Here is a 24,557-nt window from a genome sequence, read left to right as displayed (position 1 = left end):
ATGGATGACACCCTCATGCGCAATGCCTCGCCGGAAACGGCTTCCGTGTCGGTGTCCCGTCCGGTCTCCGCGCCGGTGCCGCCCGCGCTGACGCGCCTGCTGTGGCTGGCGGTGGCTGCGGTCGTCGCGGTGGGCGTGGCGGCGATGCTGTGGCTCGCGCCGCGCGTGCTGTACGCCGATCCGTGGCGCTTCACCCAGAAGCTGCTGGAGATGCCGTGGCCATCGAACGTGCTGGTCTCGGACAACGGCCACCGCGAGATTCTGCCGAACCTGGTGCGGCATGCCGAGCTGTCCTGGCTGCATGGCAACCAGTGGCTGCAGATAGGCACAGGCGTGCTGCTGGCCCTGGCCACGGTGTGGCTGCTGGCCCGGATCATCAAGGCCGATGCGCTGGCGCCACCGGTAAGCGCGGCCGCGACCCTGATCGGGGCGCTGTCGATCTTCTGGCTCGGCAGCCAGCGCGCGCTCACCCATGGCAACGAGTCGGTGCATGCGTATCTGATCACTGCGGTGCTGATGGCCGGGGTGGCCATGCTGCTGCGTGGGGATCGCCGCGGTGCGGTGCTGGCGGCGCTGTGCGGTGTCGCCGCGACGTTCTCGTTCGGAAGCGGCGTAGCGGTGTTCGTCGGGCTGGCGGCGGTGCTGGTGGTGCGCCGTGCGCCGCTGTCGCACTGGGTACCGTTGATGCTGGGGCTGATCGTGGCGGTTGGCCTGCACCTGGGCATGGGCCGCACCGGCATGCCCTCGCAGATGGCGCTTGCGCCATTGGCGCAGCTGGACGTGCTGCTGCGCTGGCTGGCCTCGCCCTTCATCTACCTGGCCTGGCCTGCGCTGGATCCGGCGGCGGCACAGCAACTGCCGTTCGCGCCCGTGCGCGACGCGGTCCATTCGGTGGCGAGCGGGTACCAGTCGCTGTTCGGCCCGGTGATGACCTCGCGCTGGCCGCATCTGCTGGTGGGCGCGGTTGGGCTGGGCGGAGTGCTCGGAATGACCCGTTGCAGCTGGCAACGCGGGCGCAGCGCCGGCGCCGGGGAGTCGGTGGCGTTGGCGATGGCGTGGTTCGGGCTGGCTGTGGGCGGGCTGGTCGCGCTCAGTCGCTGGACCTATTTCGCCGATTACCCCACGCAGCTGGCCGCACCGCGGTATGTGCCGTGGTCGTGGCTGTTCTGGTGCGGCCTGCTGCTGTGGGCGACGGTCCGCGTGGGTCTGCGCCGCCCCCGGCCGGTGGTCTGGGGGGCACTCCTGCTGGCCCTGGTGGCCGTGCCGAGCACTGCGTGGATGGCCTACCTCGGCGCCAGCATGCAGCGCGTGGCCAACATGACGGCCACCGCGGCCGCGGCGGGGGTGGTCGATCCGGACCAGACCCATGGCGAGAGCGTACCCGGCGAAGTGCAGGCGGCACTGCCAAGCCTGCGCGCGCACGGGAGCGCGATGTTCGCCTGGCCCGAAACGCGCTATCTGCAGGGCAAACCCACGGCAGCCACCGCCTCGGGGGTGCCGCTCAGTGCGGTCTCGGTGGTCGCCGTGCGCAACCTGCTGGGCGGGCCCGCGTGGCGCGTGGAATTTGCTGCCCGGAGCCCGGCGCCGCGGCTGGTCCTGCAGTGCGCGGGACGCCCGGTGGGCCTGGCGATGCCGCTGGCCGGGCGCTGGGTCGGCTGGGCCACCGGGCCGCTGGATGCCGGCTGCCTGGAAGCGCTGCAGCTGCGCTGAGCTCAGGGCAGGGTGTAGCCGGCCTGGCGCAGCAGCTGGCTCACCGCGATCAGCGGCAGGCCGATCAGTGCGGTCGGGTCGCGGTTCTCGATCGCCTCGAACAAGGTGATGCCCAGCCCCTCGCATTTGAAACTGCCGGCGCAGTCCAGCGGCTGCTCGGCGGCCACGTAGCGGACGATTTCGGCATGATCCAGCGTGCGGAAATGGACCCGGGTCCGGTCGCAGGCGGCCAGGACCTCGCCGTCGCGCACCAGGCTCACCGCCGTGTGGAAGTCGACCACCTGGCCGGACATCGCCGCCAGCTGCGACTGCGCACCCTCGACCGTGCCGGGCTTGCCCAGCGCGGCGCCGTTCAGTTCCGCCACCTGGTCCGAGCCGATCACCCAGTGACCCGGGTGCAGGCGGGCCACAGCCTCCGCCTTGGCCTGCGCCAACCGCACGGCCACGGCCCGTGGGGCCTCGCCGGGGGCGGGGGTCTCATCCACCTCGGGGCGGGCGGTCTGCAGGGGCAGGCCAAGCCGTTCCAGCAGTTCACGGCGGTAGCGGGAGGTGGAGGCAAGCAGCAGTGGGGTCATGCGACAATACCGGGCACGGAAGGGCGGCAGTCTGGCCCCTCGGGGCGGGGATCGGCAACCTGACTGCGCAGGCATTTGACAGCAGCCCGGGCGATCCTTAACATTCAGCGGCTTATGTCCGCAAACGTGCCCGAAATGCTGGATGCTTGGCGGATGGTCGCAGCGCGCAGGCGCTTCGATGGCCAGGTGGATCTAGCGAAATTGACCCGCCTGCAAGGCCTTGTTGCCGATACCGAAGGTCAGTGCACCTATGCACTGGAATTCGCGCACGACGACATCCTGCGGGTATCCTATGTTGAACTGTCCATCGACACCGCGCTGCCGCTGATCTGTCAGCGCAGCCTGCAGCGTTTCCTGTTGCCGGTTTCGATGGTGCAGCGGCTCGGTCTGATCCGCAGCGAAGAGGAAGAATCCTCGCTGCCGGAAGGCTGGGAGCCGTGGCTGGTGCCCGAAGACGGCATGCTGCGACCGCTGGAACTGGTCGAGGACGAACTCGTCCTGGCCGTGCCCGTCGTGCCGTTGTCTCCCGATGGCGAGGCAGTGGACAAGGACTGGGCACCGACCGAAGAAGAAATCAGCAAGGCCAATCCGTTCGCGGCGTTGGCGGCACTGAAAAAACAATAGCAGCCGGATTGTCGTCGGCGGCTGCGGCGAAAGCGAAAACTGTGCTGGGCGCTGGCGTCCTGCGCGACGATACGACGAAGCAAAACGAACCGAGTTTGGAGCAATCCCATGGCTGTGCAGAAATCCCGTGTCACCCCGTCCCGCCGCGGTATGCGCCGTGCGCATGACGCCCTGAGCGCCAAGCAGCTGTCCACCGATCCGACCACCGGTGAAGTGCACCTGCGTCACCACATCACCGCTGACGGTTTCTACCGCGGCAAGAAGGTGATCACGACCAAGTCGAACTCGGCCGTCGAAGAAGATTGATTTGTGAAGGCCGCTGCCCGGTCGGGCGGCGGCCTTTACCCCATTCTTCCCGATCACCACGTTTGGTGATCGTGCTACAGGACATGCAATGAGCAAGCGGATCTACTCGAGGATCGCGGGCACCGGTAGTTATTTGCCCGAAAAAGTGTTGACCAACCAGGATCTGGAGAAAATGGTCGACACCAGCGATGAGTGGATTCAATCGCGCACTGGTATCCGCGAACGGCACATTGCGGCCGAAGGCGAGACCACCAGCGACCTCGGCTACCACGCCGCGGTACGTGCGCTTGAAGCGGCCGGTATCGACGCTTCGCAGCTCGACATGATCGTGGTGGGTACCACCACGCCTGACCTGATTTTCCCGTCCACCGCGTGCCTGATCCAGGCCAAGCTCGGTGCGAGCGGTTGCCCCGCCTTCGACGTCAACGCCGCCTGTTCGGGCTTCGTGTTCGCGTTGAGCGTGGCCGACAAATTCATTCGTTCCGGTGATGCACGCCATGTGCTGGTCATCGGTGCGGAAACCCTGACCCGTATCGTCGACTGGACCGAGCGCACCACCTGCGTGCTGTTCGGCGATGGCGCGGGCGCCGTCGTGCTCAAGGCCGACGAAGACACCGGCATCCTCAGCACCCACCTGCATTCGGATGGCAGCAAGAAAGAACTGCTGTGGAACCCGGTGGGCGTCTCGGCCGGTTTCGGCGAGGGCGACAATGCCCGCGGCGCGATCCTGATGAAGGGCAACGACGTGTTCAAGTACGCCGTCAAGGCGCTGGACTCGGTCGTCGATGAGACCCTGGAAGCCAATGCGCTGACCAAGGCCGACCTGGACTGGCTGATCCCGCACCAGGCCAACCTGCGCATCATCGAAGCCACCGCCAAGCGCCTGGAGATGTCCATGGACCAGGTGGTGGTGACGGTCGACAAGCACGGCAATACGTCCTCGGCCTCCGTGCCGATGGCGCTGGACCACGCGGTCCGCTCCGGCCGTGTGGAGCGCGGCCAGCTGCTGCTGCTGGAAGCCTTCGGCGGCGGCTTCACGTGGGGTTCTGCTCTGCTGCGCTATTGATAGTGTCAGTTACGACAACGTGACGCTGTCGTTACGGCCCCATTACGGGGCCGTAAGCATTTCAGGAGAACTGTCATGGTTGAGCCCATCGTCATCGAAGGGCAGCGCGCCTGGCTGAAGCAGTACGGCGAAGGAAGCCGCGTGGTCGCGCTGGGGCTGCTGAACTTCATCGCCCGCCGCTTCCAGCTTGATGCCCTGCGTCCACCACCGCACCGCGGGGGCGATGCCGCCCGCGAAACCGAAGCCCGCCGCCTGGCCGAACTGCAGGCCCAGGGCGTCAACGTCCCCAGCGTGATCGGCAGCGGCCACGCCGCCCTCGTGCTGGGCGACAACGGCTCCTCGTTCAACACCTGCCTTCGCGAAGCCGACGATGCCGGCCGCGACCGCCTGGTGTCCGCGGCGATGAACGCCATCGCCCAGGCTCACCGCAAAGGCGCTTATTTCGGCCAGCCACTGCCGCGCAACCTGACCTGGGACGGCAACGAGATCGGCTTCATCGATTTCGAAGAAGACCCCCTGGAAGTCATGGACCTCGCCCAGGCCCAGGCCCGCGACTGGCTGATGTTCGGCTACGGCGTGGCCAAGTACTACGAAGATCGGCCGCAGCAGCTGCAGAGCCTGATGGCGCAGGCCATGGACGGCGCCGAAGCGCCGGTCCTCGCTCATGCCCACGATGTCACCGGTCGCCTCCAGGGGCTGGCCCGTTACAGCATGAAAATGGGCCGCTCGGCCCGCGCGCTGGCCCACTCGATCCTGATCGTCCACGGCGCCACGACCCTGGGCGTGCTGATGCTGGCCGTGATCTGCATCGACTTCTTCAGCGACGGCGACCTCGACATCCTCCAGCTGTTCACCTGAGCCCACATACGCGGCAGTACAGACGAAGGGCGACGTTCCCCTTTATCATTCGCCGTTCGATTTTTGCAGGCGGATGATCGCGTGACCGATACCAATCTCGCATTCGTGTTCCCGGGCCAGGGCTCGCAGTCGCTGGGCATGCTGGCCGAACTGGCCGAGCTGCACCCGCAGATCCGCGAGGCCTTCACCGAGGCCTCCGACGGCGCCGGTGTCGACCTCTGGGCCCTTTCCCAGGGCGGCCCGGAGGAAATGCTCAACCGCACCGAGTACACCCAGCCGGCCCTGCTGGCGGCCAGCATCGGCGTCTGGCGCGCCTGGAACGCCGTTGGCGGCGCCAAGCCGGCCGTCCTGGCCGGCCACAGCCTGGGCGAGTACACCGCCCTGGTCGCCGCCGGCGCCCTGTCGCTGCGTGACGGCGCCCATCTGGTGCGCCTGCGCGGCCAGTTGATGCAGGAAGCCGCCCCGACCGGCGTGGGGGCCATGGCCGCCGTCCTCGGCGCGGAAGACGCCCTCGTCGTGGAGGTCTGCGAACAGGCCGCCGGCAGCCAGGTGGTCGTCCCGGCCAACTACAACTCGCCCGGCCAGATCGTCATCGGTGGCGACGCCGCCGCCGTGGACCGCGCGCTGGCCCTGTTGGCCGAGAAGGGCGTCCGCAAGGCCGTCAAGCTCGCCGTCAGCGTGCCCTCGCACACCCCGCTGATGCGCGAAGCCGCCAACCGCCTGGCTGAAACCATGGCTGGCCTGGACTGGCGCGCCCCGGCCCTGCCGGTGGTGCAGAACGTCGATGCCCGCGTGCATGACGGCGTGGACGTCATCCGCCAGGCGCTGGTCCAGCAGCTGTACCTGCCTGTCCAGTGGACCGGCTGCGTGCAGGCGCTGGCCGCCCGCGGCGTCACCCGGGTGGCCGAATGTGGCCCGGGCAAGGTGCTGAGCGGATTGATCAAACGCATCGACAAATCGCTGGACGCGCGCACACTGTCCACGCCCGCCGATTTCGAGACGGCCCGCGAGACCTGGGCCGCCTGATGTCTTCCGATCGTGCCCGCGCTGGACTGGCCTCGCGCCAGACCGGCCAGGCCGATCCCGTTCGAGGAAATGAGATGAGCAAGCCCCTTCAGGGTGAAATCGCACTGGTCACCGGCGCCAGCCGGGGTATCGGTGCCGCGATCGCCGACGCACTGGCCGCGCAGGGCGCGACCGTCATCGGCACCGCCACCACCGAGGCCGGTGCCGCCGCCATTGGTGAGCGCCTGGCTGCCGTGGGTGGCCACGGCCGCGCGCTGAACGTCACCGACGCTGCTGCGCTGGAGGCCGTGCTGGACGGTATCGCCAAGGAATTCGGCGCCATCAGCATCCTGGTCAACAACGCCGGCATCACCCGCGACAACCTGTTGCTGCGGATGAAGGAAGAAGACTGGCAGGCGATCCTGGACACCAACCTGACCAGCGTCTTCCGCACCTCCAAGGCCGTCATGCGCGGCATGATGAAGGCGCGCAAGGGCCGCATCATCAACATCGCCTCGGTGATCGGCGTGACCGGCAATGCCGGCCAAGCCAACTACGCCGCGGCCAAGGCCGGCATCATTGCCTTCTCCAAGTCGCTGGCCAAGGAAATCGGCTCGCGCGGGATCACGGTCAACGTGGTCGCGCCGGGCTTCATCGACACCGACATGACCAAGGCCCTGCCGGAAGAGCAGCGCACCGGGCTGGTCAAGTCGATCGCCCTGGAGCGGCTCGGCGAGCCGTCCGATATCGCCAACGCGGTGGCGTTCCTGGCCGGTCCTTCGGCCAGCTACATCACCGGCGAAACCCTCCATGTGAACGGCGGCATGTACATGCCGTAAGCATGTGGCGCAAGGACTGCGCCGCAAGTGGTTGATCCGTTTGATGTTTTGCTGCAATGCAAGGTGTCGCTGGTTTCCACTACACTATCCCACGGTCATCCCTCACCGGATGGCGTCATTTTTGAACCACTACTCCATCTGGAGCGATATCCAATGAGCACCATCGAAGAACGCGTCAAGAAAATCGTCGTCGAACAGCTTGGCGTCAAGGAAGAGGAAGTCACCAACAGCGCATCGTTCGTCGATGACCTGGGCGCTGACTCGCTGGACACCGTTGAACTGGTGATGGCGCTGGAAGAAGAGTTCGAGTGCGAAATCCCGGACGAAGAAGCCGAAAAGATCAGCACCGTGCAGGCTGCGATCGACTACATCAACGCCCACGTCAAGGCTTGATGTCAGGCGGCTCGCGCGCGGCCGTGGCGATTGCTGCGACCGCGTGCGGCAAACCCATGGGGCCGCGCTTGCGGCCCTGTGCTTTTGAGCGTTATACCGCGTGATACCCGCAACACCCGGGTCAGGAGAATCTGCAATGAAGCGTCGCGTCGTCGTTACCGGCATGGGCATGGTCTCGCCATTGGGCAATGATATGGCCAGCAGTTGGAAGGGCATCACCGAAGGCCGTTCCGGCATCGGTCCGCTGACCAACGTTTCGCAGTCCTACCTGGACCGTTTCACCACCAAGATCGCAGGTGAGGTCAGGGACTTCGACATCACCGCCGACAACGAACAGTTCGGCAAATTCCGGGTCACTGGCAAGGATGCCAAGAAGATGGACCCGTTCATTCATTACGGCCTCGGTGCCGCCTTCATGGCCTTGAACGATTCGGGCCTGGAAATCACCGACGGCAACGCCGAGCGCGTCGGCGCCATCGTTGGCGCGGGCATCGGCGGCCTGCTGGGCATCGAAGAGCAGACCATCGATTTCCACGAGGGCAAGAAGATCTCGCCCTTCTACGTGCCCAAGACCATCATCAACATGCTCCCGGGCCAGCTGAGCATCATCACCGGCCTGAAGGGTCCGTCGTTCTCGGCGGTCTCCGCCTGCGCGACCTCCAACCACTCCATCGGCACCGCGATGCGCATGATCCAGTACGGCGATGCGGACGTGATGGTGGTCGGCGGTGCCGAGCGCGGCTCCTCGCCGACCGCCCTGGGCGGCTTCTGCGCGATGAAGGCGATGAGCACCCGCAACGACGCACCGGCGGAAGCCTCGCGCCCGTGGGACAAGGATCGCGACGGCTTCGTGCTGGGCGACGGTGCCGGCATCCTGATCCTGGAAGAGTACGAGCACGCCAAGGCGCGTGGCGCGCGCATCTATGCCGAGCTGGCCGGTTTCGGCGCCAGCTCGGATGCGTACCACATGACCGCCCCGAGCGAGAACGGCGAAGGCGCGGCGCGCTGCATGACCATGGCGTTGAAGGACGCCGGCGTGACCCCGGAGCAGGTCGGTTACCTCAACGCGCACGGCACCTCCACGCCGCTGGGCGACCTGGGCGAAACCATGGCCATGAAGACCGCCTTCGGTGACCACGCCTACAAGATGATGGTCAGCTCCACCAAGTCGATGACCGGCCACCTGCTCGGCGCGGCCGGCGGCGTGGAAGCGATCTTCTCGGTGCTGGCGCTGCGCGACAACATCATTCCGCCGACCATCAACCTGCATGAAGCGGGCGAGGGCTGCGACCTGGATTACGTGCCCAACACCGCACGCGAAGCCAAGGTGGATGTGGTGATGTCCAACGGCTTCGGCTTCGGCGGCACCAACGGCACGCTGGTGTTCAAGCGCGTCTGACCGCCCGTTCCGTGCACTCCCACCCGGGCCGCCATCATGGCGGCCTTGGTGTATCTGGCCCCCGCGCACGCTTCGCGCCCTTCCGGTGTCCTGTCATGTTCCAGACGCTTCCGCTGCCCGCCACCACCGACCTGCTGGCCCTGCAGCGCCTGGCCCCGCAGCGCTACCCGCTGCTGATGGAGTCCACCGCCTCAGGCACCGCACAGGGGCGCTGGGACCTGCTGCTGATGGGCAGCGGCGAAGCGCTCGCGCTGCATGCCGACGGCGTGGTGCGTGATGCCGATGGCGTGGCGCATGACGGCCGCTTCCTCGACGTGCTCGACGCGCACTGGGCCGCCCTGCGGTTGCCGCGCGAGGAGACGACACTGCCGTTCCGCGGTGGCTGGGCACTGATGCTGGATTACGAACTGGCCGGGCAGATCGAAGACGTGCTGGCCTTGCCGGCGCGCGCCGATGGCCTGCCGTCCGCGCTGGCCCTGCGCTGCCCGGCGGCCGTGCTGCACGACCGCGTGCTCGGCCAGTTCCATGCCGTGTGCGAGAGCGGCCAGGCCGCGCTGCTGCAGACCCTGCAGGACGACCTTGCCGCGGCCGCCGCGCTGGCCCCGTTGCCGACCTGGCAGCCCCCGGTCGCGATCGGCGAAGACGCGCCACAGCGCTTCACCGACGGCGTCGGCAAGGTGATCGATTACCTGCGCGCGGGTGACGTGTTCCAGGTGAACCTGTCCCGCCGCTGGAGCGCGCAGTTCACCGAGGCGCTCTCGCCACAGGCGCTGTACGCGCAGCTGCGCGTGGCCAACCCCGCCCCGTTCGCCGGGCTGTTCATGGCGCAGGGCAGGGCGGTGGTCAGCTCTTCGCCCGAGCGTCTGGTGTCGGTGCATGGCGATGACGTGCAGACCCGCCCGATCGCCGGCACCCGCCCGCGTTTCGCTGGCGACGACGATGCCGCGCGGATCCAGGAACTGGTCGGCCATCCCAAGGAGCGCGCCGAGCACGTGATGCTGATCGATCTGGAGCGCAACGACCTCGGCCGCATCTGTGCGCCGGGCAGCGTGGAGGTGGATGAGCTGATGACCGTGGAGAGCTACGCCCACGTGCACCACATCGTCAGCAACGTGCGTGGCCGCCTTCGCGAGGACGTCAGCCCCGGCCAGGTGATCGCCGCGACCTTCCCCGGCGGCACCATCACCGGCTGCCCCAAGGTGCGCTGCATGCAGATCATCGCCGAGCTGGAGCAGACCGCGCGCGGCGCCTACACCGGCGCGTTCGGCTGGCTGAACCGCGATGGCGACCTGGACCTGAACATCCTGATCCGGACCGCCGAAGTGGCCGGCGATACCGCCAGCTTCCGCACCGGGGCCGGGATCGTGGTCGATTCGGTGGCCGACAAGGAACTGGACGAGACCCGCGCCAAGGCCCGTGGCCTGCTGCGGGCGCTGGGCAGCGATGCCTGAGCCGTTTGGCGGTGTGCAGTACCCGCGCGGTATGCTGCGCGGCGAAGAATTTGATTCGAGGTGACCATGGCGCGTGCGAAACGGGGATGTCTGGCCGTACTGGCCGTGTTGCTGGTGCTGGCCCTGCTGGTCGCGGCCGCAGGCGCATGGTTCTGGCATCGCCAGGGCGCGTTCGCCGATGCGCCGGTCACCCCCCGTGCGGAGAGCGTGGTGATCGCCTCGGGGGACGGCTTCAGCACCGTGCTCGGCAAGCTGCGCCAGGCCGGCGTGGACGAAGGCAGCGACACCCAGTGGCAGCTGCTGGCACGCCAGCTCGATGCCGCCGGCAAGCTCAAGGTGGGTGAATACGCGCTCGATCCGGCGCTGACCCCGCGCGAGCTGCTGACCCGCATGCGCCAGGGCCGCGTCCTGCAGCACCGCGTCACCATCGTGGAAGGCTGGAACATCCGGCAGCTGCGCGCTGCGCTCAAGCGCGCCGATCCGCTGGTGCACACCACCGATGCGCTGGACGATGCCGCGCTGATGAAGGCGATCGGCTTCCCCGGCGAACACCCGGAAGGCCGTTTCCTGCCCGAGACCTACGTCTACCAGCGTGGTGACAGCGACATCGACGTGCTCAAGCGCGCGCATGCCGCGATGGAAAAAGAACTCACCGCCGCGTGGGACAGCCGCGTGGACGATCTGCCGCTGAACTCGCCGTATGAGCTGCTGATCCTCGCCTCGATCATCGAGAAGGAAACCGCACTGCCCAGCGAGCGCCCGCAGATCGCCGGGGTGTTCATGCGCCGCCTGAAGATCGGCATGCGGCTGCAGACCGACCCGACCGTGATCTACGGCATCGGCAGCAGCTACGACGGCAACATCCGCAAGCGCGACCTCACCACCGATACGCCGTACAACACGTACACGCGCGCCGGCCTGACCCCGACCCCGATCGCCATGCCCGGGCGTGACGCGCTGCATGCCGCCGCGCAGCCAGCCAAGGGGGACGCGCTGTACTTCGTGGCCGTGGGCGATGGCAGTGGCGCGCACATCTTCTCGGCCAACTACACCGACCACAACGCCGCCGTTGCCCGCTACCTGCAGCAACTGCGCAGCAAACGCACCAACGAGGCCGCCCCCCAATGAGTCCCGCGCTGCACCGGCACCCGCATTTCGTCAGCCTGGAAGGGGGCGAGGGCGCCGGCAAGACCACCGCCATCAACGCGATCCGCGAGGCCCTTCACGCCCGTGGCCATGAGGTGGTGCTGACCCGCGAGCCCGGCGGCACCGCGCTGGCCGAGCGCATCCGCGCGCTGGTGCTCAAGCCGGACGAGGAGATCGCCGCCGAGCCGCTCTCGGCCGAAGCCGAGCTGCTGCTGGTGTTCGCCGCCCGCGCCCAGCACGTGCGCCAGGTGATCGCCCCGGCGCTGCAGCGCGGCGCCTATGTGCTGTGCGACCGCTTCACAGATTCCAGCTACGCCTACCAGGGCGGTGGCCGCGGCCTGGACCCGGCGTGGATCGCCGATCTGGAGCGCCGCGCCGTCGGCCTGCTGCCCGGCCTGACCCTGCTGCTGGATGTGGACGTAGCGGTCGGCCGTGCGCGCGCCAACGGCCGCGACCTGTGGCCGGACCGGATCGAAAGCGAGCACGATGATTTCTTCCAGCGGGTGCGCGCGGTGTTCCGCCAGCGTGCCAGCGAAGACCCCGCACGTTACCGCCTGATCGACGCCAGCCAGGACCAGGCCGGCGTCGCCGGCGCGGTGGTGGCGGCCGTGGATGCATGGTTGGCACAGGAGCCGGAACGTGGCTGAACCCTTTTCCCCCTGGCAGCAGCGCGCCTATGACCAGACCGTGGCCGCGCTCGACGCCGGTCGCCTCGGCCATGGCCTGCTATTCTGCGGCCCGGCCGGCCTGGGCAAGCTGGGCGTCGCGCTGCGGCTGGCCGAGCACGTGCTGGGGCAGGGCGAACCTGCCGCGGCCAAGCGCAGCGCCCAGCTGCTGGCCGCCGGGACCCACCCGGACCTGCAGCGGATCTCGTTCATTCCCAACAAATCCGGCGACAAGCTGCGCACCGAGATCGTGATCGAGCAGATCCGCGAGGTCTCTCAGAAGCTCTCGCTGACCCCCCAGTACGGCGTGGCCCAGGTGGTGATCGTCGATCCTGCCGACGCCATCAACCGCGCCGCCTGCAACGCCCTGCTCAAGACCCTGGAAGAGCCGCAGCCCGGCCGTTACCTGTGGCTGATCAGCGCCGACCCCGCCCGCCTGCCGGCCACCATCCGCAGCCGCTGCCAGCGCCTGGAGTTCAAGCTGCCGCCGCGCGAGGAAGCGCTCGCCTGGCTGCAGACCCTGGGCCACAGCGAGGCCAGCGCCCGCGAAGCGCTGGACGCCGCGCGTGGCCATCCCGGCCTGGCCGACCAGTGGCTGCGCGAGGATGGCTTGGCCCTGCGCCGCCAGGTCGCCACCGACCTGGAAGCCCTCGTCGCCGGCCGCGCCGGCGCGGTCGAACTGGCCCAGCGCTGGACCGCCGACGACAACGCCGCCCTGCGCCTGCGCCACGCCGCCGATCTCGCCCTGGCCCAGGCCACCGGCGGTGGCTTGACCGATCCCGATCGATTGCACAAGCTGGCCGCCTGGTTCGATGCGGCCAACCGCACCCGCGACCTGCTGCGCACTACGGTGCGCGCCGATCTTGCGGTGGTTGAGCTGCTGCTGGCCTGGGGAAAGGTCAACGAACGGCACGCCAAGGGGAATAGAGCATGAGCGCCACCAACGCCCGACAGGGCATCCTGTCCCTTGCCGTCAAGGACAAGGCCGCGCTGTACAGCGCCTACATGCCGTTCGTGAAGAACGGCGGCATCTTCGTGCCCACGCCCAAGCGCTACTTCCTGGGCGATGAGGTGTTCCTGCTGCTCACCCTGCCGGACTCCGGCGAGCGCCTGCCGGTGGCCGGCAAGGTGATCTGGGTGACCCCCGCCGGGGCCCAGGGCAACCGCGCGGCAGGCATCGGCGTACAGCTGGCCGATGGTGCGGAAGGGGAGACCGTCCGCCACCGGATCGAGACCCTGCTGGCCGGTATCCTGACCGCGGACAAGCCCACGCACACGATGTGAAGAAATTTCGGCGAAACCGTTGACGTCGAAATTTGCCGCCCTATAATGAGCGGCTCAGCAGCATCGGGCGGTTAGCTCAGCGGTAGAGCATTGCCTTCACACGGCAAGGGTCACAAGTTCGAACCTTGTACCGCCCACCATGATTCAGTCGAAAAAGCCTCCGGAAACGGGGGCTTTTTTGTTGGTTGTGCGCTCCACCTGCCGCTTATCGCGGAGCTGATCGTCAATGCGTTGGCTGCCAGCGCTCTCCGCTATGAGCGCTATTCCCCCGCACCATCGGCCAGGCTGTCCCAGATGCGCCCGTCACGTTGCGCTTCCGTGGTGATGTTGACCACCGCCTGTTCGCCCAGACGATCACGCAACTGCTGCAGATACAGGCTGCGAGGTGTCACCACCTGGCCCATCGACTGCACGATTCCCGCAGGCTCCTCCGGCGGGAATTTCCCGGCTGCAATAGCGCCCACCTGTCCCACGCTCCAGTTCATCGCGAAGGGCGGCGCCTGGACCACGTAGATGTCGTGCTCGGTGTTCCAGAACATCTGCTGTGCGCCTGCCCACCCGTGTCCCGTGCCGCTGTACCGGCGGTTCTGCGCCCGCAGCATGTATCCCTTGGTGTTGTCGTACAGCGTGCCGGTGGACCAGCGGTGATGGGGGCCGCTGTCGTTGCTGTCGCCCACGGCCAGGCAGTCCAGAAACACGTTGGGGCCGGGCACCCGTGCACCGATGACGAAGGTATGCCGGCCGCCCTGGTTGTAGCAGCGCTGGATCAGATTGAAGGCGGCGTTGCCCTCGTACAGGAACACATAGCGGCGGGCGCCCTGGGTCTCGCCATACCTCGGGTCGAGATAGGCGATGTCCTGCAGGGTATTGAACTGCGCGCCATTACGGGTCACGAAGCCATGCGATACATAACGCACGGTTACATCGCGAACCCATGAGTTGTAGGTTGCACCCAGGCGGAGTGCGGTAAAGGGGCCGGCATCGGCGGTGCCGTTGACCGTGCCGGTCTCGGGGTCACCTTCAAGGCGGAGGTCTTCGATGCCGACTTGGGAGATGCGGATCGGATCCGTGCGATAGATGCTGCCGCCACCAAAGCGGGACTCGATGGCATCCATGATCGGGGCATCGAGAGTGATGGTGTCATGGTCTACCGCGGTGACGACGCGTTCGCTGTACATGGCATAGTCGCTGGCCGTCCACCGGTATCGCGCGGTATCGATGCCCTCTGGGCCGACCCAGCGCGCGTTGGGTTCCCTCGCGATCGACACCGTATCGCCCACGCGATAGCCGGCTGCGGACGTTAACTTGATCCGCATCGCCCCCACCGGGACGTAGTCCATGTTGATTGCGGTACGGCGTGCGTCCAACGCTGCGCGGGGGACCGCAGATTCGCTGTTCCCCACTTCAAGAATTCTGCCCTGCCGATCGCTGATTTCGGAGCGGATCACCGTGCCGTCTGCACCTCGTCCTTCACCGCGCAGCACTACGCCGCCTGCACGGATGGTCAGCGTCCTGCTCACCGTGTAGTGGCCGCGCCGCAGCAGGACCGCGCCGCGCAGGCCCCGGCTGTCCGTGGCACGTAGGGAGACCGCATCGATCGCTGCCTGGATGCGGGGATAGTCATCTTCCGCGCTGGATGGCTCAAGGATCTCGATAACAGGAATGCTGGAGCGGGTGGGCAGACTGACTCCGCCTCCCTGGTAGCCGGCGCGGGAGAAGTCCGGGACGATGTTGCGGGCCTGATCGCCACCGCGCTCGGTATACACGCCATAGCGAAGCAATCCATCGCTGCCCAGGCTTGCCAAAGGGGCGTCTTTGGCACGGTTGATGGGGTGGGTGAAGGCGCGGGTCTCAGAAGCAGGCTCGGCCGCTAACAAGGTAGCGAACGGGCAGACTGGCAAGGCCACGACCGTCAGCACGGCGACTCGCCAAAACGCCGGGGGCAAAGGCATGCGGGCGACTTCCTTCCAGGAGGCGTGGCCTGCAATGTTAGCAACTGCTACCATACCTTCAGTCCGTGCAGCGGGTCCGGCAGGTCTGCTATTGGCCGAAAGCGGAAGCTTGTTGATGTCGCTCGATCGGTGTCTGGAAGTCCAGGGTCTTGCGTGGCCTCTCGTTTAGTTGCCTGGCCACGCTGTTGAGCTTGGCTTGGGAGAAGCTCGACAGATCAACGCCTTTCGGGAATTACTGACGCAGCAGCCCGTTCGTGTTTTCGTTCGAGCCGCGCTGCCAAAGACGCTCGCGAATCGACGCGGTGTCGCTGATGCGGCCGTGGTCCGCCTCCGCAACACTCCTGCTGCTTGGGCAGCTGTCTGTGTTTCATCGAACATATGAAACCGCCACCCAAAGCGGACACCACGGGCGACGACTCAGCGCCATCTCGTCGGCGATCCGGGTGATTCATCGGCGGCTTCTGTGGCTTGGTCGCAAACGGGTTGCCACGCCCCCCGCGCGGACGGCACCTTGCAGCGACGATCACGTCGACCTGGTGCCCTGCATGACCCCCGTTGCCCTGTATTCGCCCGATCCGGCCCGCGGCTGGCTGCCCTGGGCCTGGCTGACGCCGATCCTGATGATCCTGTTCAACGCCGTACCGGTGATCGCGCTGGACGGGTGGATGCAGTCACAGCATTGGTCGACGCCGAGCGGCGATCCGATCGGCCTCGCTGGCTTGTATGCGCTGCTGTGGATCGGCTTCGCGCCGACGCTGGCGGCCGTGCTCGCCTGGGTACGCTTCGTCGAAGGGCGCTCGCTGGCGAGTATCGGACTGACCGGTCCGGCACCGCTGAAAACCTTCCTGCGCGGATTGGCCGTTGGATTCGGCACGATCGCGCTGGTCGTAGTCGCGATCTGGATGGCTGGCGGCATGCAGGCGGCGGGCGTGGGGCAGGCCTGGCGGTCGCCCGTCAGCCTGCTGCACATCGGTCTACTGCTATTGAGTTTCATGTTCCAGGCGAGCGTGGAGGAAGTCATCTTCCGCGGTTGGATGCTGTCCGTGGTGGCGCGCAAGACCAATGTCACGGTGGCAGTGCTGCTGGTGTCGCTCGCTTTCTGCTTCCTGCATTTCAGTCCGCACCAGCCGCCCCGGGTCATGCTCGGCACGTTCCTGTTCTCGCTGTTCGCCTGCGCCTGGGCGCTGCGGACCGGCAATATCTGGGGCGTGATGGGCTGGCACGCGGGGTGGAACTGGTTGCTCGCGACCGGCTTCGAACTGCCCGTCACTGGCATCGATACGCACTTGCCGGCGCTGCTGGTGGCGCTGCGCCCCCAAGGCCTCGACACCCTGACCGGTGGCGCGCAAGGGCCGGAAGGCAGTTACCTGTGCAGCGTCTTCTTCGTCGCCGCGATCGCGTGGATCCAGTGGCGAAAGACGCGTGGAGCTCAGAACTTCTCGCCGACCAGCAGGTAGCGCCACTGCCCGGGCGGTATCGACACACTGGGTGATTCAATCCGAGCTTTCTGCTCCTCCTCATTCCAGCCTCAGCCACCCAACCAGCGCCGTAAATGCGGGCGAGGGCTGCCGGCGGTTTGGGTAGTAAAGGTGGTAGCCGGGGAAGGGTAAGCACCACTTATCGAGCACGGCAACCAGCCTGCCCGCCGCGATATGCTCGGCGACCATCGGCTCGGGCGCATAGGCCAAACCCAGGCCGTCCATGGCGGCATTGATGACGTGGGTCATGCTGTTGAAGACCAACGGTCCATCGCCGCGCACCGTGAACTCCTTGCCCTTCTCCTCAAACTCCCACGCGTAAATTGCGCCGTTTGGGCGATGCCGGATGTGTACGCAACGGTGTCGGGTGATGTCGGCGGGCTTCCTGGGCTTGGGATGTTTCTGGAAGTAGCCGGGGGATCCAACCACCACCAGCCGCCAATCCGGTCCGACCCTGACAGCGATCATGTCCTTGCTCAGCGCTTCCCCGAGCCGGATGCCAGCGTCGAAACGCTGCTCCACCACGTTGGTAAAGCCGTAATCCACGTAGAACTCAAGCGTGATGTCCGGGTACTCGGCCAGGAACCCGGCAAGCCGTGGTCGGATGATGGTCTCCATCGAATCATCCGTGCAGGAGATCCGTAGCGTTCCCGCCGGCCGGTCGCGCAGGTCCCCCAATGCTTCCACGCTGGCACCGATAGCCTCGAAGTGCGGTGCGATGGAGCGCATAAGGCGCTCGCCGGCTTCAGTGGGGGAAACGTTGCGGGTGGTGCGGGCCAGCAGGCGAATGCCCAGGCGCTCTTCCAGCAACCGCATCGAATGGCTCAGCGCAGAGGGCGTCACCCCAAGGCGAACGGCGGCCTTGGTGAAGCTCTGCTCCTGGGCCACCACCAGAAAGGCTTGCAGATCATTGGTCTTCACGGCGCTCATGGACCAATTGTGAGCTCAACTCAACAATGCATCAACTTTCAGCCGGCTTATCGCAGTAGCGGGCGGAGCCTATCGTGGCGACCTCAGTCCCCCCAACCGAGGCCGCACTCGCATGAAACCGACCACGTTGCTGCTGGCGCTGCTTGCCAGCTACGTACTTCCGCTTCCCGCCATGGCTGCCGAAACGCCTGGGGCAGCCCGTCCGGCCGGGGCAGACAACTTCTACCGCAGCCCCACGGTCACGGGTGAGCGCGTCAGCTTCCACAACCAGTACCAGATGGAAGTGGTAGGCACGCTGTACCGCCCTCATGGCTTGCCTCGCGGCGGCCGCGCGCCCGCCGTGGTGGTTGGCCACCCGATGGGCGCGGTGAAGGAGCAGAGCTCGCAGCTCTACGCGCAGAAGCTGGCCGAACAGGGCTTCGTTACGCTGGCGATCGATCTTTCCTTCTGGGGAGAGAGCGGCGGCGCCCCGCGGCACATGGTGGCGCCGGAAATCTATTCAGACGACATCAGTGCGGCTGTCGACTTCCTGAGTACGCAGGCCTATGTGGACCCGGATCGGATTGGCGGCCTGGGCATCTGTGGCAGCGGCAGCTTTGTGATCAGCGCCGCCAAGATCGACCCGCGCATCAAGGCCATTGCTACGGTGAGCATGTACGACATGGGTGCGGCGGCACGGCAGGGGCTGAACAACGGGCAATCGCTGGAGCAGCGCAAGACGATGATCCAGTCCGCAACGGGCCAGCGCCTGGCAGAGTTCAAGGGCGGGGCGGCAGTGTACGTGCCAGGCACGGTGAACAAACTCGATGCTGACACCCCTGCCATCCAACGCGAGTTTTTCGACTTCTACCGTACCCCGCGCGGCGCCTACACGCCAAAGGGCGATACGGCAGAGCTGACGACCCAGCCGCTCTTCAGCAGCTTGGTCAAATTCATGAACTTCTATCCCTTCAATGACATCGAGACCATCTCACCCCGGCCGATGCTGTTCGTCTCCGGCGACGCCGCACATTCACGCGAGTTCAGCGAAGACGCATACCAAAGGGCCGGCCAACCGAAGGAACTCTACTGGGTGAAGGGTGCGGGTCACGTGGACCTGTATGACCGCGCCAACCTGATTCCCTTCGAGAAACTGACGACGTTCTTCCAGCGCGGCCTGGCCGGGAAATGAGCCGCACACACGCGATTGCAGATCGCGCCAACTGGGGGGGCGTGCTCGCGATGACGTTGTGCGTCTTCGCGTTGATAGCCTCGGAATTCATGCCGGTGAGCCTGCTTACTCCCTTGGCGGCAGATCTGGGCGTGACCGAAGGGCTTGCCGGGTACGGCATTGCCATTTCGGGAGCCTTTGCGGTGCTGACCAGCCTGTTGATCTCCCGGTTGGCGGGCAACATGAATCGACGAACGTTGCTGCTGATCCTCACCGCATTGATGGCAGTGTCGGGTGTGGTGGTGGCCCTGGCTCCGAACTATCCGGTCTACATGATGGGGCGTGCACTGATCGGCGTGGTGATCGGTGGGTTCTGGTCACTGTCTGCCGCAACGGCAATGCGGCTGGTTCCGGCTGCGAAGATTCCGCGAGCCTTGGCAATATTCAACAGCGGCAACGCGCTTGCAACGGTAGTTGCGGCGCCATTGGGCAGCTACCTGGGCGGCATGATCGGATGGCGCGGCGCTTTCTTGCGCCTTCTGCCGGTGGCTGCCATAGCTCTCGCATGGCAGTGGGTTTGTCTGCCCTCCATGCCCGCGGAGAGCGGGCAGTCACAAGGCGGCTTGGTCGCGCTGTTCCGGCGGCGTGTGGTGGCACTTGGCATGCTTGCCTGCGGTGCCTTCTTCATGGGGCAATTTGCCCTGTTCACCTACGTGCGGCCGTTCCTGGAGCGGGTGACCAGTGCAGGAGCGTCTGCTGTACCACTGGTGCTGCTGGCCATCGGCATAAGTGGCTTCGTGGGCACGCTCGTCATTGGCGCGTTCATCAGGCGTGGGCTTTACCGAACGCTGGTGACCATTCCAGCCTTGATGGCGCTCATTGCTGTGGCCTTGGTTCCACTGGGGCACCAGCTTTGGCCGACCGCCGCACTGCTCTCGGCATGGGGCCTGCTGGCAACGGCCGCGCCGGTGGGCTGGTGGAGCTGGCTGGCCCGCACTTTCACCAACAACGCAGAGGCCGGCGGCGGGCTGATGGTGGCGGTGGTGCAGTGCTCCATCGCACTTGGCTCGACCGTGGGCGGACTGCTGTTTGACAGTCTCGGCTTTGCCAGTACGTTCCTGGCCAGTGCTGGCCTGTTGCTGTGCGCCGCGCTGCTCGCTTATGCCACGGCGTCCGACCGGGCGACCACGCCCGGGCCGGTGGTCGCTGTGGAGGCACGGGGCTGATGAGGCGCGTTACGTCGTTCACAGGAAAGCTACTTTGCCTCCTGCTTGCATTCGGGGGAACAGCGGCATGCTCTGCCGAGCCCGCTCATCACGCCATTGCAGCCAGGAAGGTAGAGTCAAACCCGGAAGTTCATTCCATGAAGATTCGACTGATCATCAACGATCAGGTGCTGTCGGCCACCATGGAAGACAGTATCCCGGCGCGCGAGTTCATCGCCCAGTTGCCGCTGACGCTGCAGCTTGAGGACTACGCCGCGAACGAGAAAATCGCGCAGCTTCCGCGCCGTCTCAGTGTGGCGGGTGAGCCGGAGGGATTCACGCCGGCGGCGGGCGACATCGCCTTTTATGCGCCGTGGGGAAATCTGGCGATTTTCCACAGGCCATTTGCGTACTCGAAGGGTTTGATCCGACTGGGTCGAATTGAAGGAGGACTGCAGGTCCTTCGCACGGACGGTCCGCTCGCGGTTCGGATTGAGTCCGACTAGCCGTTGGTTGCATGCCCAACCACACCACAAATGGGTGAGCTACATGGAAATCAACCGCCATGGCGCCCAAGCGTCCACCAAAGGATCGACGGACTGGTTTACGGGCACGGTCCGCATCGATCCGCTCAATGCCGCCTTTCGCACACGAAGGGGAAGCTATGAACGTCAACTCAGACGGGGGTTCTACCACCGAACTGGATTCCCGCCAGCAAGCCATCATTCCGATCAGCGCCTCCGCAGCTGCCGGCAACATGGATAGCCTTCGGGAGGCGCTGAATCAAGGCTTGGACGCGAGGCTGAGTCTTGCCGAAGCGCGAGAAATCCTCGTCCAGGTTTACGCCTATGCGGGCTTTCCGCGCAGCCTGAACGCGTTGACCGGACTGATGAAGGTGGCGGAGGCGCGCAGGCAGAGGGGCATCCAGGATGAAGCTGGCCGCGAACCTGCCAAGCCGATCCCCAAGGGCGACGCGTTGCTCGCTGCAGGCACCGCGAATCAGACCAAGCTGGCTGGTGGTCCGGTCTCAGGGCCATTGTTCGATTTCGCACCGCAGGCAAACGACTATCTGCGTACGCACCTGTTTGGCGACATCTTCGAGCGCGACAACCTGGATTGGCAGAGCCGTGAATTGGCCACGGTCAGCATGCTGGCGGCGATGTCCGGGGTGGGTCCTCAGTTGCAGTCTCACATAGGCATGAGCATGAACATCGGACTGCGGCCAGAGCATTTGTACCAGCTGGCTGATGTGCTCGAAGCGCACGTCGGCGTGGAGGCCGCGGAACGTGTTCGCGTCGGCATTCAAACTCAGCTGGAAGTGCGGAAAGAATGATGCCTACGCGAAAGACTTCTTTACTGTCATGCGCACCCGGGAGAACCAAGTGAACAAGATCATCATGGCCACGTTGTTCAGTATGTTGGCGTGCTCCTTCCGTGTTGGAGCGGAGGAGGCACAGATGACACGACTATCAAAGATCACCGTTGATGCAGACCATCTGCCCGCCTATCGAGACGAGTTGGCGGAAGAAGTTCGCGCCTCAATGGCGCTTGAGCCAGGCGTGCTGTCGTTGTATGCGGTTTTTGACAAGGAAGATCCTACTCGGCTGACGATCCTTGAAATCTATGCGAGTCGTGAGGCTTACGAGCAGCATCTGAAGAGCCCGCACTTCCTCAAGTACAAGAACGGGACGCTGCACATGGTCAAGTCCCTGGAGCTGGTTGATGTTGACCCTCTTCTGCCGGAGCTGAAGATCAAGTAGCAGTGAGCCTGGCTGGACGGACACGTGGGCCCGTCAGCTCTGCATTCACAGATGTGCTGACAGTGTTCGGAGTCCGCTCCTGGTCAGGAGCAGACGTGCACGGAGATTTCGCAAAGAGCACCTGGGCCAAGGCGACCTCGGTCTGCAGGAGCGGGAAGATCCGCTCGATGACCCGACGGATCGCAATGGATGTTGGCCAGTGAGGAGATCGCGCTCCACCGCTGTCCCTCGGCCTGCATGAGCAGGAAGGAAGGTTGGTGGTCACCTGCGCTGCTTGGCCCTGCTGCGGATGTCACGGCGCCAAAGCTTCACTATCTCAGCGCTGTGCACCCACGCTGCGCGTGAGCCGGACCTGCTCAAGGCGGACTTCGCGGCAGGCATCGAAGCGTAGCTGGCGGTTTCTCCTCAACCGGAAGGACAGGGTCATGGCAGGAAATGACGCAACCGCGACATTGTTGCCGTGGCGGAGGGAGCAAAGAATGCACGCACATCACTTACCTATGGCAGCACCATGGCACCTCGCACTTTCCCTGGACGCATTCTGTATGCCGCGTGGGCTGTATCTGTGGTGCTGGCCGGATGTGCAGGGCCGCCAGCCAGAACGACGCGACCCGCCGAGCAAGCGCCGAGTGCCTCTTCCACCCAGGAGTCGGTGATCCCCGCCTATCGTCCACGGCCCGGCCGCGCCCGGGCCGTGATCGCGGTAGTGGGGGAAAACATCGGCGTGGAGGTCAGCGACTTCCTGGTGCCGTTCGCGATCCTGTCCCGTGCCGGCACCCTCGATGTGTCCGCGGTGACGCTCGACCCGGGGCCGCTGTCCACATTTACCGATCTCGGGCGGCCAGGGTTCCGGATCGCGACGGACACGACGGTGTCGCAGTTCGATGCGATCCATCCAGAGGGGGCCGACTACATCATCGTGCCCGCGCAGGCCGCCACGCCGCGCCTCATCGCGTGGCTGAAGCGGCAGTCCGGCCAAGGGGCGACGATCGTCACCATCTGCAACGGTGCCCTTGTCGCCGCGCAGATGGGGACGTTCGATGGGCGGCGCGCCACAGCGCATTGGTCGACCGCTGCGACGCGGGGAAAGCAGTACCCCGGGATACGCTGGTTGCCGAATCGACGGTATGTTGCCGATGGAAACTGGGTGTCGACCGCGGGCGTAAGCGCTGCCATCCCCGCGTCCATCGCGCTCGTGGAGGCCATCAGCGGGCGTGAGCAGGCCCAGCACGTTGCCCGGGCGGTGGGCGTCATGGCGTGGTCGGCGGAGCATGACAGCGATGCCTTTTCCCCCCGGTTGGGCACAACGGCGGTGCCGCTGGCAAAAGTGCTTTACACCAATCGATGGCTGCACGGCCGCGATCAGATCGATGTGATGGGGGTACCGGGAATCGATGAGGGCGCGCTCGCGTTGACCATCGATGCGTACTCGACCACCGGCCGCAGCCAAGCCTATCTTGTGTCCATCACTGGCGAACCCTTTGTGACACGCCACGGACTGCGCATCCTGCCTGATCGCCAGCGCATGACTGACAGTGACGCCCCGTTGGTGATTGCCGCCGACCTGGTGCCAGTGATGGCACTGGATGCTGCACTCGATGGCATCATGCATCGATATGGCCGCGCAACGGCCACGGGCGTCGCGCTGGCGTTCGAGTACCCCGACTTTCCGCGTTGAACGCACAGGGCCCCATGTCCGACCCATCCGCAACGCGTCACGTTGTACTGCTCGCCCACGAGAACATGAACGTGCTTGATCTCACCGGGCCGCTCCAGGCGCTGCACACGGCCAATCAGTGCAGGCCGCTGGCCGAGGGCAGGCTGCGCTATGAGATTACCGTCGTATCCGAACATGGCGGTCTGGTGGCCACCAGCGCCGGGCTGCAGGTGATGTCGAAGGCACTGGCCAGCCTGGAGGACGTCGCGATCGATACGTTGATGGCGCCAGGTGGCTGCCGCGGTGACGTGTACGAGGCATCCGCAGCACTGGTGACGTGGGTGGCAGCGCGGGGCCAGACAGTGAGGAGGTTGTGCTCGATCTGCACGGGCGCGTTCCTGTTGGCCGCCGCAGGGCAGTTGGAGGGGCGGCGCGCGGCAACGCACTGGGACTGGGCAACGCGGCTATCGAGCCTGTACCCCGGCGTACACGTGGATGCTGACCGGATCTTCGTGCGGGATGGCAATGTGTGGTCCTCGGCAGGTGTCACCGCAGGCATCGATCTGACGCTTGCGTTGATCGAGGATGATCACGGACACCGGCTCGCCATCGACGTGGCGCGACAGCTGGTCGTGTTCGTCAAGCGTTCGGGCGGGCAGTCGCAATTCAGTGCGCCGCTGTCGGCGCAGTCCAGCACCGGTGGCGATTTCGCCGAGCTTCACGGCTGGATGGCGGCTCACCTGCACGAGGATCTGCGCGTGGAGGTGCTGGCTGACTGGATGAACATGTCGCCGCGCACTTTCGCCCGTGTCTACCGCAGCAGATGTGGCGTCACGCCTGCCAAGGCAGTGGAAATGTTGAGGCTGGAAGCCGCACGGCGCCTGCTCGAGTCCGGCACATTGCCGATCAAGCGGGTTGCGGCGCTGACGGGGCTGTCAGACGAACAGACCCTGCGTCGTGCCTTCCTTCGTGTGCTCGGCGTGGCACCCGGCGACTACCGGGAGCGCTTTCGCAGCAGCGCTCCTGTCCAAACGGGTTGACGGCGGAAGCGGCGGCGCGTCAATCGTGCTGATACCAAGAACATGGCAGATCCGGACAGCGTCA

Annotated in this window: 25 protein-coding genes, 1 tRNA gene and 1 pseudogene; 23 read left to right on the top strand and 4 right to left on the bottom strand. The window is 65.9% G+C overall.

Annotated features, from left to right (window positions below; all coding sequences use genetic code 11):
• Positions 1-1,710 carry a hypothetical protein gene (locus POS15_RS13295; protein WP_284128299.1) on the top strand — a complete coding sequence of 570 codons (1,710 nt, stop codon included), beginning with the start codon at positions 1-3 and terminating at the stop codon, positions 1,708-1,710.
• 2 nt (positions 1,711-1,712) lie between these two features.
• Here the strand turns inward: POS15_RS13295 and POS15_RS13290 are convergent, their stop codons facing one another.
• Entirely contained in the window at positions 1,713-2,285 is a 573-nt protein-coding gene (locus tag POS15_RS13290; protein ID WP_284128298.1) for a Maf family nucleotide pyrophosphatase, read from the bottom strand.
• Between the two features lie 114 nt (positions 2,286-2,399).
• Here POS15_RS13290 and POS15_RS13285 point away from each other — a divergent pair, with 114 nt between their 5' ends.
• From POS15_RS13285 to POS15_RS13220, 14 genes are all read left to right on the top strand, one after another.
• Complete coding sequence (locus tag POS15_RS13285; protein ID WP_019185345.1) at positions 2,400-2,909, top strand: YceD family protein; 510 nt, start codon at positions 2,400-2,402, stop codon at positions 2,907-2,909.
• Between the two features lie 108 nt (positions 2,910-3,017).
• On the top strand, positions 3,018-3,215 hold the full coding sequence (gene rpmF, locus POS15_RS13280) for a 50S ribosomal protein L32 (protein ID WP_017357626.1): 198 nt from the start codon (positions 3,018-3,020) through the stop codon (positions 3,213-3,215).
• Between the two features lie 88 nt (positions 3,216-3,303).
• On the top strand, positions 3,304-4,281 hold the full coding sequence (locus tag POS15_RS13275; protein WP_019185346.1) for a beta-ketoacyl-ACP synthase III: 978 nt from the start codon (positions 3,304-3,306) through the stop codon (positions 4,279-4,281).
• Between the two features lie 75 nt (positions 4,282-4,356).
• Positions 4,357-5,139, top strand: a complete 783-nt coding sequence (locus POS15_RS13270) for a serine/threonine protein kinase (RefSeq protein WP_019185347.1) — start codon at positions 4,357-4,359, stop codon at positions 5,137-5,139.
• A gap of 81 nt (positions 5,140-5,220) precedes the next feature.
• On the top strand, positions 5,221-6,165 hold the full coding sequence (fabD, locus tag POS15_RS13265; protein WP_284128297.1) for an ACP S-malonyltransferase: 945 nt from the start codon (positions 5,221-5,223) through the stop codon (positions 6,163-6,165).
• 74 nt (positions 6,166-6,239) lie between these two features.
• Complete coding sequence (gene fabG, locus POS15_RS13260; RefSeq protein WP_046274024.1) at positions 6,240-6,983, top strand: 3-oxoacyl-ACP reductase FabG; 744 nt, start codon at positions 6,240-6,242, stop codon at positions 6,981-6,983.
• Between the two features lie 153 nt (positions 6,984-7,136).
• Positions 7,137-7,376, top strand: coding sequence for an acyl carrier protein (gene acpP / locus POS15_RS13255; protein WP_017357544.1), 240 nt, complete (start codon positions 7,137-7,139; stop codon positions 7,374-7,376).
• A 136-nt stretch (positions 7,377-7,512) separates the two neighbouring features.
• Positions 7,513-8,775 carry a beta-ketoacyl-ACP synthase II gene (gene fabF, locus POS15_RS13250; protein WP_284128296.1) on the top strand — a complete coding sequence of 421 codons (1,263 nt, stop codon included), beginning with the start codon at positions 7,513-7,515 and terminating at the stop codon, positions 8,773-8,775.
• Positions 8,776-8,870: 95 nt separating this feature from the next.
• Positions 8,871-10,226, top strand: coding sequence for an aminodeoxychorismate synthase component I (locus POS15_RS13245; RefSeq protein ID WP_046274026.1), 1,356 nt, complete (start codon positions 8,871-8,873; stop codon positions 10,224-10,226).
• Positions 10,227-10,292: 66 nt separating this feature from the next.
• On the top strand, positions 10,293-11,354 hold the full coding sequence (gene mltG, locus POS15_RS13240) for an endolytic transglycosylase MltG (protein ID WP_046274080.1): 1,062 nt from the start codon (positions 10,293-10,295) through the stop codon (positions 11,352-11,354).
• Complete coding sequence (tmk, locus tag POS15_RS13235) at positions 11,351-12,019, top strand: dTMP kinase (RefSeq protein ID WP_046274027.1); 669 nt, start codon at positions 11,351-11,353, stop codon at positions 12,017-12,019. The genes mltG and tmk overlap by 4 nt, the downstream gene beginning before the upstream one ends.
• Positions 12,012-12,971 carry a DNA polymerase III subunit delta' gene (locus POS15_RS13230; protein ID WP_019185354.1) on the top strand — a complete coding sequence of 320 codons (960 nt, stop codon included), beginning with the start codon at positions 12,012-12,014 and terminating at the stop codon, positions 12,969-12,971. Before tmk ends, POS15_RS13230 begins: the two co-directional genes overlap by 8 nt.
• Complete coding sequence (locus POS15_RS13225) at positions 12,968-13,321, top strand: PilZ domain-containing protein (protein ID WP_019185355.1); 354 nt, start codon at positions 12,968-12,970, stop codon at positions 13,319-13,321. The genes POS15_RS13230 and POS15_RS13225 overlap by 4 nt, the downstream gene beginning before the upstream one ends.
• 65 nt (positions 13,322-13,386) lie before the next feature.
• Positions 13,387-13,461, top strand: a tRNA-Val gene (locus tag POS15_RS13220).
• Positions 13,462-13,581: 120 nt separating this feature from the next.
• Here POS15_RS13220 and POS15_RS13215 read toward each other — a convergent pair.
• Both POS15_RS13215 and POS15_RS13210 read right to left on the bottom strand, forming a co-directional pair.
• Positions 13,582-15,273 carry a hypothetical protein gene (locus tag POS15_RS13215; protein WP_284128295.1) on the bottom strand — a complete coding sequence of 564 codons (1,692 nt, stop codon included), beginning with the start codon at positions 15,271-15,273 and terminating at the stop codon, positions 13,582-13,584.
• 88 nt (positions 15,274-15,361) lie between these two features.
• Positions 15,362-15,553: pseudogene (locus POS15_RS13210) on the bottom strand (IS30 family transposase); the annotation flags it as partial.
• 265 nt (positions 15,554-15,818) lie between these two features.
• On the opposite strand from POS15_RS13210, the gene POS15_RS13205 reads away from it, so the two are divergent.
• Positions 15,819-16,730, top strand: a complete 912-nt coding sequence (locus tag POS15_RS13205; RefSeq protein WP_284128294.1) for a type II CAAX endopeptidase family protein — start codon at positions 15,819-15,821, stop codon at positions 16,728-16,730.
• 60 nt (positions 16,731-16,790) lie between these two features.
• Here POS15_RS13205 and POS15_RS13200 read toward each other — a convergent pair whose 3' ends face one another.
• Positions 16,791-17,681: a LysR family transcriptional regulator gene (locus POS15_RS13200; protein ID WP_070473895.1), complete on the bottom strand. Its 891-nt coding sequence runs from the start codon at positions 17,679-17,681 to the stop codon at positions 16,791-16,793.
• Positions 17,682-17,793: 112 nt separating this feature from the next.
• On the opposite strand from POS15_RS13200, the gene POS15_RS13195 reads away from it, so the two are divergent.
• The 7 genes from POS15_RS13195 (at position 17,794) to POS15_RS13165 (ending at position 24,493) form a co-directional block, all read left to right on the top strand.
• Complete coding sequence (locus POS15_RS13195) at positions 17,794-18,852, top strand: alpha/beta hydrolase (protein WP_102789132.1); 1,059 nt, start codon at positions 17,794-17,796, stop codon at positions 18,850-18,852.
• Positions 18,849-20,057, top strand: a complete 1,209-nt coding sequence (locus tag POS15_RS13190; protein ID WP_284128293.1) for an MFS transporter — start codon at positions 18,849-18,851, stop codon at positions 20,055-20,057. The genes POS15_RS13195 and POS15_RS13190 overlap by 4 nt, the downstream gene beginning before the upstream one ends.
• 137 nt (positions 20,058-20,194) lie before the next feature.
• Positions 20,195-20,542 carry a cyclophilin-like fold protein gene (locus tag POS15_RS13185; protein ID WP_284128292.1) on the top strand — a complete coding sequence of 116 codons (348 nt, stop codon included), beginning with the start codon at positions 20,195-20,197 and terminating at the stop codon, positions 20,540-20,542.
• 158 nt (positions 20,543-20,700) lie between these two features.
• Positions 20,701-21,369 (top strand): carboxymuconolactone decarboxylase family protein, encoded by a 669-nt coding sequence (locus POS15_RS13180; protein ID WP_284128291.1) that lies wholly within the window; start codon positions 20,701-20,703, stop codon positions 21,367-21,369.
• 49 nt (positions 21,370-21,418) lie between these two features.
• The gene (locus tag POS15_RS13175) at positions 21,419-21,796 is read left to right on the top strand and encodes an antibiotic biosynthesis monooxygenase family protein (RefSeq protein WP_284128290.1); all 378 of its coding nucleotides are present in this window, start codon (positions 21,419-21,421) and stop codon (positions 21,794-21,796) included.
• Between the two features lie 652 nt (positions 21,797-22,448).
• Positions 22,449-23,474 carry a DJ-1/PfpI family protein gene (locus tag POS15_RS13170; RefSeq protein ID WP_284128289.1) on the top strand — a complete coding sequence of 342 codons (1,026 nt, stop codon included), beginning with the start codon at positions 22,449-22,451 and terminating at the stop codon, positions 23,472-23,474.
• 14 nt (positions 23,475-23,488) lie between these two features.
• Positions 23,489-24,493: a GlxA family transcriptional regulator gene (locus tag POS15_RS13165; protein WP_284128288.1), complete on the top strand. Its 1,005-nt coding sequence runs from the start codon at positions 23,489-23,491 to the stop codon at positions 24,491-24,493.
• The last annotated feature ends 64 nt before the right edge of the window (positions 24,494-24,557 follow it).

This window comes from Stenotrophomonas sp. BIO128-Bstrain (assembly GCF_030128875.1).
In the GTDB taxonomy this organism is placed as follows: Bacteria; Pseudomonadota; Gammaproteobacteria; order Xanthomonadales; family Xanthomonadaceae; genus Stenotrophomonas; species Stenotrophomonas bentonitica_A.
Note: the sequence above shows the minus strand (reverse complement) of the source record. Positions and strands in the feature narration are given on the sequence as shown.